The organism is Candidatus Hydrogenedentota bacterium (assembly GCA_013359265.1).
Lineage (GTDB): Bacteria > Hydrogenedentota > Hydrogenedentia > Hydrogenedentales > SLHB01 > JABWCD01.
In genome coordinates this window covers 216,798-229,708 of sequence record JABWCD010000002.1, presented here as the reverse complement: position 1 = coordinate 229,708, position 12,911 = coordinate 216,798, and the positions used below count along the sequence as shown (strand labels likewise).

The 12,911-nt window shown below is 60.1% G+C and carries 14 protein-coding genes; 9 read left to right on the top strand and 5 right to left on the bottom strand.

Features of this window, described 5'->3' with window-relative positions; genetic code table 11:
- The first annotated feature begins 39 nt into the window (after window positions 1-39).
- Window positions 40-969, top strand: a complete 930-nt coding sequence (locus tag HUU46_02105; protein NUM52415.1) for an alpha/beta hydrolase — start codon at window positions 40-42, stop codon at window positions 967-969.
- 5 nt (window positions 970-974) lie between these two features.
- Window positions 975-2,891, top strand: coding sequence for a hypothetical protein (locus tag HUU46_02100; protein ID NUM52414.1), 1,917 nt, complete (start codon window positions 975-977; stop codon window positions 2,889-2,891).
- A 12-nt stretch (window positions 2,892-2,903) separates the two neighbouring features.
- On the opposite strand, the gene HUU46_02095 is transcribed toward HUU46_02100, so the two are convergent.
- From HUU46_02095 to HUU46_02080, 4 genes are all read right to left on the bottom strand, one after another.
- A complete protein-coding gene (locus tag HUU46_02095; protein ID NUM52413.1) occupies window positions 2,904-4,298 on the bottom strand; it encodes an amidohydrolase family protein in 1,395 nt (464 codons plus the stop codon).
- 10 nt (window positions 4,299-4,308) lie between these two features.
- Window positions 4,309-4,611, bottom strand: coding sequence for a hypothetical protein (locus tag HUU46_02090; protein ID NUM52412.1), 303 nt, complete (start codon window positions 4,609-4,611; stop codon window positions 4,309-4,311).
- A gap of 26 nt (window positions 4,612-4,637) precedes the next feature.
- Entirely contained in the window at window positions 4,638-5,687 is a 1,050-nt protein-coding gene (locus HUU46_02085; protein NUM52411.1) for a TIM barrel protein, read from the bottom strand.
- 189 nt (window positions 5,688-5,876) lie between these two features.
- Entirely contained in the window at window positions 5,877-6,617 is a 741-nt protein-coding gene (locus HUU46_02080) for a ThuA domain-containing protein (protein ID NUM52410.1), read from the bottom strand.
- 143 nt (window positions 6,618-6,760) lie between these two features.
- Here HUU46_02080 and HUU46_02075 point away from each other — a divergent pair, with 143 nt between their 5' ends.
- The 7 genes from HUU46_02075 to HUU46_02045 all read left to right on the top strand — a co-directional run bounded on the left by HUU46_02075 (window position 6,761) and on the right by HUU46_02045 (window position 12,535).
- Window positions 6,761-7,885: an exo-alpha-sialidase gene (locus HUU46_02075; protein ID NUM52409.1), complete on the top strand. Its 1,125-nt coding sequence runs from the start codon at window positions 6,761-6,763 to the stop codon at window positions 7,883-7,885.
- A gap of 162 nt (window positions 7,886-8,047) precedes the next feature.
- The gene (locus HUU46_02070) at window positions 8,048-8,866 is read left to right on the top strand and encodes a succinate dehydrogenase (GenBank protein ID NUM52408.1); all 819 of its coding nucleotides are present in this window, start codon (window positions 8,048-8,050) and stop codon (window positions 8,864-8,866) included.
- Window positions 8,866-10,689, top strand: coding sequence for a fumarate reductase/succinate dehydrogenase flavoprotein subunit (locus HUU46_02065; GenBank protein NUM52407.1), 1,824 nt, complete (start codon window positions 8,866-8,868; stop codon window positions 10,687-10,689). The genes HUU46_02070 and HUU46_02065 overlap by 1 nt, the downstream gene beginning before the upstream one ends.
- A 64-nt stretch (window positions 10,690-10,753) precedes the next feature.
- Entirely contained in the window at window positions 10,754-10,942 is a 189-nt protein-coding gene (locus tag HUU46_02060; protein NUM52406.1) for a hypothetical protein, read from the top strand.
- Complete coding sequence (locus tag HUU46_02055; GenBank protein NUM52405.1) at window positions 10,935-11,189, top strand: type II toxin-antitoxin system RelE/ParE family toxin; 255 nt, start codon at window positions 10,935-10,937, stop codon at window positions 11,187-11,189. The genes HUU46_02060 and HUU46_02055 overlap by 8 nt, the downstream gene beginning before the upstream one ends.
- Window positions 11,190-11,246: 57 nt before the next feature.
- Window positions 11,247-12,008, top strand: coding sequence for a succinate dehydrogenase/fumarate reductase iron-sulfur subunit (locus tag HUU46_02050; protein ID NUM52404.1), 762 nt, complete (start codon window positions 11,247-11,249; stop codon window positions 12,006-12,008).
- Between the two features lie 23 nt (window positions 12,009-12,031).
- On the top strand, window positions 12,032-12,535 hold the full coding sequence (locus tag HUU46_02045; protein ID NUM52403.1) for a hypothetical protein: 504 nt from the start codon (window positions 12,032-12,034) through the stop codon (window positions 12,533-12,535).
- 36 nt (window positions 12,536-12,571) lie between these two features.
- Here the strand turns inward: HUU46_02045 and HUU46_02040 are convergent, their stop codons facing one another.
- A complete protein-coding gene (locus tag HUU46_02040; protein ID NUM52402.1) occupies window positions 12,572-12,808 on the bottom strand; it encodes a hypothetical protein in 237 nt (78 codons plus the stop codon).
- Between the last annotated feature and the right edge of the window lie 103 nt (window positions 12,809-12,911).

Here is a 12,911-nt window from a genome sequence, read left to right as displayed (position 1 = left end):
TGCGGGGCATTATGAACAATCACGCCCGGAGGACATAACATGGCGATGTTGGGCAGGCGGAAAGTGTTCATCGGCGCGGTTCTGTTTCTGGTCATTGCGGCTGGGGCCGCTTACGGCGTACTTGCTTATTATCCCGAGGCCGGGTTGGCGCTCGTGCGCATGCAGTACGAGCGCGCGAGTGGGGTGACGGCGAAGAGCACCGTCGTCGACGGATACACCTATCCGTATTACGAGGGCGGGTCGGGCGAGCCGCTGGTCATGATTCACGGATTCGGGGACAGCAAGGTTTCGTTTGTGCAGTGCGCGAAATGGCTGGCGCCGAAGTACCGCGTGATACTTCCGGAGGTGCCGGGGTTCGGCGATACGGAGCGCGACGAGAAGCTCAAGTACGACACGCGATCGCAGGCGGAGCGCTTCCACAAATTCTTCCACGAGATTGGACTGGAGAAGTTCCACATCGCCGGGAACTCGATGGGAGGACACATCACCGCATCGTACGCGCTGTTGTATCCGGAGGACGTATTGAGCGTGATCCTAATCGACGCTTCCGGAATGAAGATCAAGGAAGGCGAGCCGTACAAGGACGCGGAGAAACCGGCGGGAACGCCGGCCGAATTTGACGCGTATATGGACCAATTGTTCGTGAAGAAACCCGCGATTCCCGATTCGTTCAAGCGATATTTCATCAAACAGGCGGGAAAGAATTTTGCGTGGCAGAACCGGATTCGCGCGGACATCCGGACCGGCCCGGACATCTATCTCAACGATCGCATTGCGAATATCAAGGCGCCGACACTCGTTCTCTGGGGAGACAAAGACCAACTGATTGAGTTGGGCGTAGGCGAGGCGTACCACGCGGCCATTGCCGGGTCCGAGTTTGTCGTGTTCAAGGACTGCGGGCATTCGCCGCAATACGAGCGCCCGCAGGAAACGGCGGAGGCGATCTTGGCGTTCTTGAGCTACAGGTAGCGGCAATGAAGTTGGCTGCGTTGGCGTTTGCGGCATTCGCGTCGATCGCGGCGGCGCAGTCATTCAACGAATCGCTGCGGTTCGAGTTGGAGACGTACCAGGTCCTCGATGCGCGCACGGACCTTCGCGGGAAAGTGTTGCCGCGCAAGAACGCCTTGCCCGCCGGAACCATCGTTCGTGTTTCCGCGGCGGGAATAGCATCCTGCGAATCTGTGTGGGAATCGGAGCTTACACTCGGCGAAGGCGGCGCTGCGCAGTTCGCAATACCGGTTGCGACGTTGCCCGGCGGGTACTACACGCTCACGGGCAAACTCGGGAACGAATCCGTGCCGCAATCGGGCCCGGTGTTTTGCGTGCGCCAACTGCGCGACGGCGCGCCGGCCCTTCACTCGTTGACGAAGGACGACTACCTCGCGTTTGTGGTTGCCGCGGTGAAGCGGCTTGCCGAGCACCAATCGTTGCGTCTCGGCAATGCGCCGGACGGTGCGCTGTTTTTCACTGTTACACGTCCGGTATATCGCAGTTACCGATCGATTGGATACAAGCGGCCGGACGGCACCTTCGAAAACTACTGGTTCCCAGAGGCGCCGATGGACTTTCCGCCGTTCGCGGCGGACTTCGATCTGTGGACGCTTCTCGATCGCTTGAGCGAAGCAACCGGCGACGAAACGTACCGCGATTGGGTGACGGGCATGGCGGACGCATTCAGGCGCATCGGCTTCGACCCGAAGAACGGTCTCGGGTATTTCGGAGTGGAAGCGGGGCTCGACGCGCGCAATGCAGGCGTCATGTCGATGAAGCCGGGAGTCGAGCAGGCGCAGTTCAAGCCGATGAACGTGGGCAACGATCCACGCCTACCCGTGGATCGCATGTGGAAACACGCGCCGGACGAAATGCACCGCATGTGCCGCGCGATGTTCTACGGTCTGATTACCGACCCCGATTCGTTCGATTACAACCGCTTCTGCCATTACAACTGGAACGACGCGGACAAAAAGCACGCGCTCGAACGCAACCCGGCGCATTGCGCGTTCGAGTCCGTGGGCGCGCGCATGATTCACTGGTGGGCGGCGTGCTTCGCGCGCATGGGCGACGCCGATTGCCTCGGTTATGCGCAACGCATGGCGGACAAGTGGCGTACAGTGCAACACGCGGAGTCGGGACTCGTGCCCGATTTCTTCGGTGCGGTGGCATCGAACCCCGGCGCGCCGATGCCGCCTGGCGAGTGGGTTGAAGTGCGCGGCGCGGCGTTGGCCGCGGTGGCGTATCTGGACGCGGTGGCGGAGTTGCGCACACGCGACGGTGGCGAACCGTTGGCCAAGCAGCTCGCGGCGATGGCGGAGAAACTGGCGCTTGGTGTCGCGCGGCATTCGTACGACGGCGAGCGCAAGCTGTTCATCGAGCACCTTAAACTCGATGGAAAACCGTACGAGTCCGCCGCACGGTACACGTTTCACACGCAGGCGGAAAAAGACGAAGCGGTGAAGCGCGATCCGAAAATGGCGGAAGTTTCCGTGTACATGGGCACGGGTCTATTCCGCAATCCGTCGTACTGGGAGCATTGCGCGGGCACGTCCATCGTGTACGAGCTGGCGGAGGCCGCGCGCATTACGAAGAACGCCGAACTGATCGAGCGTTGCGGCCGCATCGTGGAAGATGCGCTTGCCGAATCGCGTGTGCAGCCCGGCGCGTTCACGGAGGACGGGCGTTGGACGTTCCGTGCGAGCGGCCACTACATCAAGGCGGCGATAGCGCTGCATCGTGCGACTAACGAGGCGAGATATGTTGACGCCGCGCGGGAATTCGCGGACCGCGAGATTGCGCGATTGAACCAGGTGGCGTACCCGGATTGGTGGCGTATGCCGGAACGCGCGACGCTGATCGATGCGCTGTTGTTGCTTTGCGAAATGGCCGAAAAGTAGACCGAACCCGATTTACTTCGTCGACGGCGGCTGCAACGGGCCTTTGTGCTTCCAGAGGCGGGTTTCGAGTTGGGGGAAGAGCTTGAGCGCGTTGTCGCGCAGGATTTGGCGGCCGATGCGGATGGCCTGGTCTTCGGTCAGTTGGCCGCGATCGACTTTTTCGCTGAGCGCGTCTGCGATGCAGCGGCGTCCGAATTCCGTTGCGCCGTAGATGCCCTCGACACTGCCGGTGTCCGCGCCGAACATGATGCGATCCGACGGCATGACCTCGAGCCACTCCTGGTACGCGCGCTTGGCCATGGTGTAGCTGATGGTTGGCAGCCAGCACGAATCGACCCAGACGTGCGAACCGTGCCGCATGAGGATGACGCCCGTCTCGCCGATCCACGGATAGCCGCCGTGAAAGAGAATGAACTTGGTTTTCGGGTTGGCCTGAATGAGATCGACGAGCAGCATCGGGTTTGACCCCTGGACGCGCGCGTCGCCGGTGTGAATCTGGAAGGGGAGTTCGTGTTTTGCGCTGAGTTCGACGAGCCGCCACATGATGAAGTCCTGGAAAGCGGTGATCTGCTCCGGCGTGAGTTCGCTGCGCACTTTGCCGAACACGGCCTCAGCCGCCTCGCGCGGTGCATTCTCGAAGCTTAACGACCGCTCGTACGCAATCGTCGTTTTTAGACAGACCGCGCCGGCAGCCTTCGCGTTCTCGAACATGCGATCCAACACGACGAGGTAATCGTCGAGCGTCTTCGTTGGCAGGCCTTCCTTCTTCGCGAACGCAAACGGGCTGTCATTCGGATTGTTGAACTCCGAGGGATTGAACCCGCGCGTGAGCGTGGTGACGTTGAACACCAGCACTTCGAACGGGTAGTACGTCTCGAATTTGAAACGCGCCCAGTAAGGGTCGTTGAACATCAGTTCGATATTGGCGCGTTCGGTGACGACGTGGTACACCCAACGCTGGTCCTTGTAGTTTTCGAAGATGCGGTTGTCGAGCGCCCGCGCCTGTCCCGGCGTGATTCGATCGAAGTCCACGTCGTAGAGGTCCTCGAACGCGGGCAGCATGTAGCGGTAAAAGCTCATGCCGCGGGAGTTGTCGAAATCGTCTTTCGCCTCGGCCCACCATTCGGGAAACGGTTGCTTCGGCGCGTAGGGGGTGAGTGGCGAGGACCATGAGTAGTAGCTGTTGCGCCAGACGCTGGCAAGGTTCGCGCCCCAGCCTTTGTCCGTTTCTGAAAAGATTGGCAGCGTCTCGAACGGCCACAGGTGATCGTGGGTGTCGATAATCGCGACCTTGTCGAGTTCAGTTTTGATGCGTGCGTATGAGTGTGATTGTGTGTGGCGCGCCGTTTGGCAACCCGATCCGATCGCCATAGCGCCAATTAGCAACGCCGCGAGCTGACGCCCCATCGCGCCTCCCTCAATAGCCGTGGTGCTCTTGCACTAACACACCGTCGATGCTGACTCGGTAGTCGTGCGGAAACAAACCGCCGAAATATTTCGGCCTCTCATGTTCGATCACGACCTCGTGTGTCTCCCGCTTGCCAACAACGAATTCGTACCGATTGACAAACTGCAAATTGAAGTGTGTCTTGAGCAGCCACGGGCTCTTCAATTGTAGGTCTTCCCCATCGACAATAAAGGTCGTCCTGCCGGAAAAGCCGTCGCGCGCGAATTCGACACGATGCTTCTCGTCGATCCCGACTTCAAACGAAAACTTCATCTAGACACAAACAGTAATGAGACCCGCTAATACCGCTTTCCCATCAGAAGCGACAGGATGTAGCGGTCGAGTTCTTCGTAGTCGCGCTGGGCGATACATTGATTTACGATCTTTTGGTCCATCGACACGACCTTGTCGAGCAGGAACTTGAAGGTTTGCAGGCTGTTCGACAGGTGCTTGGTTGCGCGTTCCTGTTTCTGCGTGCGCATGGTCTTCACGTCGAGGCCGACCCATTCGCCGGTCTGGCCATAGGCGTATTCCTCGAGCACGCGGATTTGATTGAACGCGACGCGGAGATTGTTCGAGCCGAACGATTTGTCCTGATCGAACTTGAGTCCGCCCTGATCATTGAGGTGTACGCTCCACAGTTTGTCGTGCGCAAGCGCGTAACCCATGTCGTCGGACGGATCGAGGCCGGCGAGCAGCGAGTGCGCCGTCTCGAGCAGCACGCCGACGCGGCCGGGATCGATGGTCATGTAGCTCATACCGACGGCGTGGCCGATGGTAGAGATAATCGCACTGTCCACGGGCTCGTTCGGCTTGGGTTCGATAAGGATTTTGAGTTTCGGATCGTAATTGAGGAACTCGTCGAGTGCTTCGCGGATTTGGAGCACTTGGATGCGCGCATTTTTGCTCTCGCGGATGTAGGTGCCTTCGCGTGCAAACCAGAGCACCATCGCGTTCGTGCCGAGGTGGTTGCCGATGTCGATCGCCTTTTTCGTGCGGTCGATGGCGTAGCGGCGCAGCTTGGGCGAGTTGTTGGTGTAGCCGCCGTCGATGGTTTCGGGCGCGAACCACAGGCGGGGCGCCACGAATTCCGCCACTAGCCCTTCGCCTTCGAGCATCTTCTTGATGCGTTTGGCCTCTTTCGCAATCTGCATCGCGGATTTCCCGTCGAGCTCGGGGACCGCGTCATCGTCGTGAAACTGCATGCCGTCGAAACCAAGCTGCTTCGCGATGCGCATTTTCTTCGCGAGCGCGATGGGCGTGCGCACTTCCGGGCCGAAAGGATCGGCGCCCTCCGAGATGTTCCACGGACCAAACGAAAAACGGTACTTGCCCCTGGGCTTTGCCATGTGAAGATACCCCTCCGAAAATGCGACCGCTAAGGTTTCCGCAACCCACGGAAAGCTCAAGAATACGTGTGGTCCGTCGCCATTGCAACTGACCACGGAAGGCGCGGCGGGCGAAATGCGAAGCCCGACAAGAACACGGATACGCTGTCACCACAATCGGAACGGGGCAGTTTATCTGCGACTTCCCAATTATGGATCGATGATCACGTTTTCGATCGGCTTCACGTTTCCGCGGGTGATCGCGGTCACCCCGGTGGGCGCGGCCCATTTTATCGCATTGTAGATCACGCGCAGCACGTTCGGGTCGTGGTAGATGGGAAACGTTTCGTGTCCTGGGCGGAAATAGAACACCTTGCCTTTGCCGCGGTGCCAGCAGCATCCGCTGCGAAAGATTTCTCCTCCCTGAAACCAGCTAATGAAGACCTGGCGATCGGGCTGGGGGATGTCGAAATGTTCGCCGTACATTTCGACGTGCGGGAGTTCGATGTATTCGGGCAGGCCGTCGGCGATGGGATGCGCGGGATCGACAACCCAGATGCGCTCGCGCTCGCCGATCTCGCGCCATTTCAGGTCGCAACTCGTGCCCATGAGTTTGCGGAAGATTTTCGAGTGGTGGCCCGAATGCAGCACGACGAGGCCCATGCCATCGAGGACGCGCTGGTGCACGCGATCGACGACTTCGTCGGCGACGTCTTTGTGCGCCTTATGGCCCCACCACGTCATCACGTCTGTGTTGTTTAGAAGGTCGGCGCCGAGACCGTGTTCGGGGTGGTGCAGTTCCGACACGCGAACGGACGCGATGCTGGGCTGTTTCTCCAGATACTGCGCGATCTGCGCGCCCATGCCGTTGGGATAGATCGCGCGGACGCGTTCGTCCATCCGCTCGTGGATGCCTTCGTTCCAAACGGTTACTCGAATACCGGACATGATGCCTCCCTAAAGCCAACCCGCTGCACGTTCGACATACAAGTCTCGTTTTCCCGGCAGTTGAAGTCAACGCCCGCGACTCTGAAAGCGACGGCAATCGCCACAATTCGGTAGAATGCGAACTTCCGCCAAATGGAGGCCCGACAATGCGAACGTTACGTGCCCATGTGCTTCTGATCCTGCCAATCGTGTGCGCCACCGCACAGGAAGCCGCGACTACGCGGTGGCTTGACCCGCGGTGTAACCCCGTCGAATGCACGAGGAACGGCCCTTTCATACAAAACGAAGACGGATCGCTGCTGAGTGTGGAGGGGAAGAGGCTGTGGTCGAGCGCGGACGGCGGGAAGACGTGGGTCGAGGCGAGCGGGACCATCGCGAGCGGCCTGAACATGGAGTCCGGTGGTCACGTCGGGCAGTTTGTGCGCGCGAAGAGTGGCGCGCTCGTCATTGTCTATCTCAATTTCGACGGGTATGCCTTCGAGTGGGACGATGCGAAGAACGAACCGCTGCCGTCGTGCAAGCTCGAACTGTGGACAGTGCGCAGCGTCGATGGCGGGAAGACCTGGATCGACAATCAACAACTAATCGGCGGGTACAACGCGGATTTCATGGGGTTCATTCAGACAGGCAAGGGGCGGCTCGTCGCCACTGTCGAACACCTTGACCCGGACAGCAAGCGATGGGTCGTGTGTTCGCTGGTGTCGGACGACGACGGGAAGACGTGGCGGCGCGGCAATTGGATTGACCTCGGAGGGCGCGGTCACCACGACGGCGCCGTCGAGCCCATGGTCGTTGAAATGAAGGATGGCCGCCTGATGATGCTCATCCGTACAAATCTGGATCGCTTTTGGCGGGCCTATTCCGATGACGGCCTGTATTGGCGCAAAATCGAGCCGACCGATATTGAGGCAAGCAGCGCGCCGGGATGGTTGACACGCCTGAAAAGTGGGCGCCTGGTGCTGGTCTGGAACCGCCTGAATTCCGAGCGAAAGGGCGAGTGGAAAAAGTCGGTGAATCCGTCCGCGTCCGAAACACCGGCATCGTGGCACCGCGAAGAATTGTCGCTCGCCTTTTCCGACAACGACGGGACGACCTGGACCAAGCCTCAGGTCGTCGCGTTTCACGATGGCGGTCAGCTCGCGTATCCGTATGTAATCGAGCGAAGCGCCGGCGAGGTTTGGGTGTTTACGCGGTATACGTTCGACGAACACGGAAAATCGGCGCCTTTCTTGTCACTTTCGCTTTCGGAAAGCGATTTTGCGAACAAGTAGCACTCTCTGTTGACATCGCTCCGCCGCATCCTGTTGAATGGCGGCTCCCGGTGACGCAAACGATCGCGGGCGAGGTCTGGCCCGCGTTGTCCGGTTTCATAGCAGTTCAGAGAGTCTTCGGTCCGTTCCCGTAGTTCTGGGCAACTTTGGGGGCAGCAGGCGATGGCGTATTCTGATTCGCTGAAGCGTCAAGGATTTGGCGAGACATCGCGCACCGACGCGTGGTGGCTTCAGCCGGTGGCGGTATTCCTGGGGCTGTCGTGCTTCATCGTCTACACGACGTGGGCGGCTTTCCAGGGAACGAACTATTTCTACGACGCGGGCGGCGCGCATTACCTCTCGCCGTTCTATTCGCCCCTGCTGTTTGGCCAGGCGAACGAGCCGCGCTGGTTCGACGCGACGCAGCCGAGTTGGTGGCCCTTGTGGCTGCCGTTTTCGCCCGCTTTCCTCATCCTCATCGGCCCGGCGGGCATGCGCTTTACGTGCTATTACTACCGTGGCGCGTACTACAAGGCATTTTGGGGCGATCCGCCGTCCTGCGCCGTGGGCGAACCGCGCGCAGGCTACCGCGGCGAACACAAGCTCCCGCTGATCTTTCAGAATATCCACCGCTATTTCTTCTATCCGGCGGCGGTGTTCGTGTTGATCCTCACATACGACGCGTATTGCGCAATGTGGTTCTACGACGAAAGCGGCGCCGCGCATTTCGGCATTGGCGCCGGCACGATCGTGCTCTGGGCGAATGCGATCCTGCTGGGTTGCTACACGTTCGGGTGTCATTGCGCGCGACATCAGATAGGCGGGCAGGTCGATGTCTTTTCGCGCATGCTGCGTATTCGCAAGGCGTGCTACGGCTGCGTCAGCGCGCTGAACCGGCGTCACATGATGTGGGCGTGGATTAGTCTCCTATGGGTCGCGCTTTCCGATGTATACGTGCGCCTGCTGTGCGCCGGCGCGATTCAGGATTGGAGACTCTTCTGATGGGGGACTACAAGGCGTTCGAGCACGACGTGCTTGTAATTGGCGCCGGCGGCGCGGGATTGCGCGCGGCGATCGAGGCTTCGGCTGCGGGTGTGAAGGTGGGCGTCATCTGTAAATCGCTTCTGGGCAAGGCACACACCGTGATGGCGGAAGGCGGCGTCGCGGCGGCAATGGCCAATGTGGACGAACGCGACAACTGGCGCGTCCATTTCGCGGACACGATGCGCGGCGGGCAGTACCTCAACAATCCGCGCATGGCGGAGTTGCACGCGAAAGAAGCGCCGGACCGCGTGCGCGAACTCGAAGCCTGGGGCGCGTTGTTCGATCGCACGAAAGACGGGCGCATCCTGCAGCGCAATTTCGGAGGACACAAGTATCCCCGCCTCGCCCACGTCGGCGATCGCACCGGGCTCGAAATGATCCGCACGCTTCAGGACCACGGCATCCATCGCGGCATCGACTTCCACATGGAGTGCACGGTGGTAACGCTGTTGAAAGACGGCGATCGCGTGTCGGGCGCGTTCTGTTACGAACGCGAGCGCGGGCGCTTCATGGTGTTCAAAGCGAAAGCGGTCGTAATAGCGACTGGCGGGTTCGGGCGCGCGTATAAGATCACGAGTAACAGTTGGGAGTACACGGGCGACGGGCAGTCGTTGGCCTACCACGCGGGCGCGGAACTGCTCGACATGGAGTTCGTGCAGTTTCACCCCACCGGAATGGTGTGGCCGCCGAGCGTGCGCGGCATTCTAGTTACGGAAGGTGTGCGCGGCGAAGGCGGCGTCTTGCGCAATAGCCAGGGCCGGCGCTTCATGTTCGACGACATACCCGATCTCTACAAGAACCAGACCGCGGACAATGAGGAAGAAGGCTGGCGCTACACGCAGGGGGACCGCAACGCCCGGCGGCCACCGGAACTCCTCACGCGCGACCACGTGGCGCGGTGCATCGTTCGCGAGATTAAGGAAGGCCGTGGCAGTCCGCACGGCGGCGTGTTCCTCGATATCGCGTGGATCAAGGAGCGCATTCCAAAAGGCGCCGAACACATCAAGAAAAAACTGCCCAGCATGTACCACCAGTTCAAGGAACTTGCGGGTATCGACATCACGCAGGAACCGATGGAGGTCGGCCCAACGACCCACTACGCGATGGGCGGCGTGCGCGTGGACGGCGATTCGCAGATGTCCTGCGTGCCCGGATTGTTCGCGGCCGGAGAATGCGCCGCCGGTCTGCACGGCGCGAACCGCCTGGGGGGCAATTCGCTGTCGGACTTGATAGTCTTCGGTAAGCGCGCCGGCGAATATGCCGCCGCGTTCGCCAAGGAACAGGGGGACGTGTCGCTCGACGAGGGTCAAATAAATGAGGCGGCGCAACGCGCATTGGCGCCGCTCGAGCGGCAAGGCGCCTCGACGAACGGCGAGGGCCCGTACCAGATTCAGCATGCATTGCAGGAAATGATGCAGGACCTCGTGGGCATCGTCCGCCAAGAATCCGAAATGCAGCGCGCGCTCGATGGCATTCAGAACCTGCGCGAGCGCGCGGAACGCGTCGTAGCGCACGGCAACCGCGAGTACAACCCCGGCTGGCACACCGCCCTCGACCTCGAGAACCTGCTGACGGTGTCCGAAGCGATTACCCTTGCCGCGCTCGAACGCAAGGAAAGCCGCGGCGCGCATTTCCGGGAGGATTTTCCGGACAAGGTAGAAAGCTTCGGTAAGCTGAATATTTTAGTACGAAGGGGATCGGACGGAGCAATGATCGTGAAATCCACGCCGCGTATCGAACCATCCGCAGAACAACAGGTTATAATAGTTGAGATGAAGTAAGAGGACTTAATCGGGATTCGGAACTGTCGCGTTTTGAATCACCGTACAGGATGTGGAGGTAGCCATGAGCTCGGACACGCGTATTCGTGAGTACGCACACAAGGTGGTCGATTTGGCCGATGCGACAAAGCTTCGCGCCATATTGGAATTGCTCGATGACGAGTATTTCTCTCCAGAAGAGATCAGGGAAATAAAGGAACTAGCTTCCTTGGAAGACTGGGTGAATTGGCGCGAAGTTCGGCGCGATGTTTGAGGTCCTTCTCTCGCGGCAGGCGCGGCGATACTACGCATCGGTTGACGCGACCGTTGCGAAGCGGCTCGAGGACGTGTTTAAGCGACTAGAATCCGATCCCTTTCCGGAGGGCACGGCACCTTTGCACGGGGAATTACGAGGATTTTGGAGAATGAGGGTTGGCCAATACCGAGTCATTTACGATGTGAACGAGCGCGACAACGTGATACGTATCGTTCGAATCGGTCCGCGTGGAGACGTTTACTGACGTTAGCGAGCTATTTATTGGCGGTCGGTGTTCCTAAATCCGGGGAATACTTCTCTTATGTCAAAAACGACCTTTCGTATCTGGCGGGGTGACGCATCGGGCGGGAAGCTGTGTGATTACGCCACGGAGATCACCGAAGGCATGGTGGTCCTGGATGCGGTGCACGGAATTCAGGCGGAGCAAGCGAACGACCTTGCCGTGCGATGGAACTGCAAGGCGGGCAAGTGTGGCTCGTGCTCCGCGGAGATCAACGGCAAGCCGCGCCTGATGTGCATGACCCGCATTAGCGATCTGCCCCCGGATAAGCCCGTCACCATCGAGCCGATGAAAGCCTTCCCCGTCATAAAGGACCTCGTGACGGACGTTTCCTGGAACTTCTCCGTCAAGAAAAAGATCAAACCGTTCAAACCGCGCAAGCCCGACGCGCCGGACGGCACCTGGCGAATGCAGCAGGAAGACGTCGATCGCGTCCAGGAGTTCCGCAAGTGTATCGAATGCTTCCTGTGTCAGGACGTGTGCCACGTGTTGCGCGAACACCACTTGCACGACGAATTCATCGGCCCGCGTTTTCTCGTGTACGCCGCCGCGCTCGAGATGCACCCGTTGGACGTCGAGGCCCGGGTCGAAGATCTGAGCAACGCGCACGGCATCGGCTATTGCAACATCACGAAATGCTGCACGAAAGTCTGCCCGGAACACATTACGATTACGGACAACGCCATCATCCCGCTGAAAGAGCGCGTCGTCGACCGGTATTACGATCCCCTCGTGTGGGTGTGGAATGCTGTGAAGTCGATGTTTCGGAGCGCCGAGGCGTAGCGCCGCGCGGAAAGGAGGCCGGTATGTTCGAGTTGAAGCCCATCTCACCGGAGTCGGTACCCGCCGCGCTCGATCGGGCCGAGCGGTACCGGCTGCTGGACGAACCGTCCGAGGCCGAAAGCATTTGCCTCGACGTGCTTGACGTCGACGAGGATAACCAGCGCGCACTCGTCGTGCTGTTGCTGGCGTTAACCGACCAGTTCGAGGGGCATACGCGCCCAAGCGTAGTGACAGACGCCACGAAAGTCCTCTTGCGTTTGGACGACGACTACAAGAAGCTCTATTACCACGGGGTCATTTGCGAGCGCCGCGCCAAGGCGCATTTCCGCCGTGGCGCGATGGGCGATCGGTTCGCCGCGTACGAGTGGTTCCGGCACGCGATGGAGTACTACGAGCGGGCGGAAGCGATTAAGCCGGAGGGCAACGACGAGTCCCTCCTGCGGTGGAACGCGTGCGCGCGCATTCTCAATCGTCACAAGGAACTCGAGCCATCGCACGAGGAAGCAGTCGAGCATATGCTCGAGTGACGGGAGAGCGGCGCGAGCAGCGGCGGCTGCGCCCGTCTATTCGAAGGGGTTTGGGCGCGGGCCGGCGGTGAAGCGCCAGACGTTGGGCCGCTGCTCGTCGGAGTCGCTGACGGTCACGGCGTTTGCCCACCCCGCGCCGGTGTATTTGCGCGGGGTCTCACGGGTCGCCTCGGCGACGAATGTTTCAATCGACTTCAGAACTTCCCGCTGTTTTTCGCTCGGCAACGACTTTATTTTTTGCGCGACCTCTTCGGCCAGCTTGGAAGGCACCATGCAACCCCCGCGAGTCAGCAACCCACACGATCCTTACTTCGGGAACGATACCACGACGCGCGGCGAATCGCAACGTAAAAATGCGAAACGACGCAACGCAAGT

Bases quoted from the DNA above. Each gene is read 5' to 3' on its own strand.
- HUU46_02040 (NUM52402.1), bottom strand. From the start codon at position 12,808: ATGGTGCCTTCCAAGCTGGCCGAAGAGGTCGCGCAAAAAATAAAGTCG.
- HUU46_02065 (NUM52407.1), top strand. From the start codon at position 8,866: ATGGGGGACTACAAGGCGTTCGAGCACGACGTGCTTGTAATTGGCGCC.
- HUU46_02100 (NUM52414.1), top strand. From the start codon at position 975: ATGAAGTTGGCTGCGTTGGCGTTTGCGGCATTCGCGTCGATCGCGGCG.
- HUU46_02075 (NUM52409.1), top strand. From the start codon at position 6,761: ATGCGAACGTTACGTGCCCATGTGCTTCTGATCCTGCCAATCGTGTGC.
- HUU46_02095 (NUM52413.1), bottom strand. From the start codon at position 4,298: ATGGGGCGTCAGCTCGCGGCGTTGCTAATTGGCGCTATGGCGATCGGA.
- HUU46_02070 (NUM52408.1), top strand. From the start codon at position 8,048: ATGGCGTATTCTGATTCGCTGAAGCGTCAAGGATTTGGCGAGACATCG.
- HUU46_02105 (NUM52415.1), top strand. From the start codon at position 40: ATGGCGATGTTGGGCAGGCGGAAAGTGTTCATCGGCGCGGTTCTGTTT.
- HUU46_02055 (NUM52405.1), top strand. From the start codon at position 10,935: ATGTTTGAGGTCCTTCTCTCGCGGCAGGCGCGGCGATACTACGCATCG.
- HUU46_02060 (NUM52406.1), top strand. From the start codon at position 10,754: ATGAGCTCGGACACGCGTATTCGTGAGTACGCACACAAGGTGGTCGAT.
- HUU46_02050 (NUM52404.1), top strand. From the start codon at position 11,247: ATGTCAAAAACGACCTTTCGTATCTGGCGGGGTGACGCATCGGGCGGG.
- HUU46_02090 (NUM52412.1), bottom strand. From the start codon at position 4,611: ATGAAGTTTTCGTTTGAAGTCGGGATCGACGAGAAGCATCGTGTCGAA.
- HUU46_02045 (NUM52403.1), top strand. From the start codon at position 12,032: ATGTTCGAGTTGAAGCCCATCTCACCGGAGTCGGTACCCGCCGCGCTC.
- HUU46_02085 (NUM52411.1), bottom strand. From the start codon at position 5,687: ATGGCAAAGCCCAGGGGCAAGTACCGTTTTTCGTTTGGTCCGTGGAAC.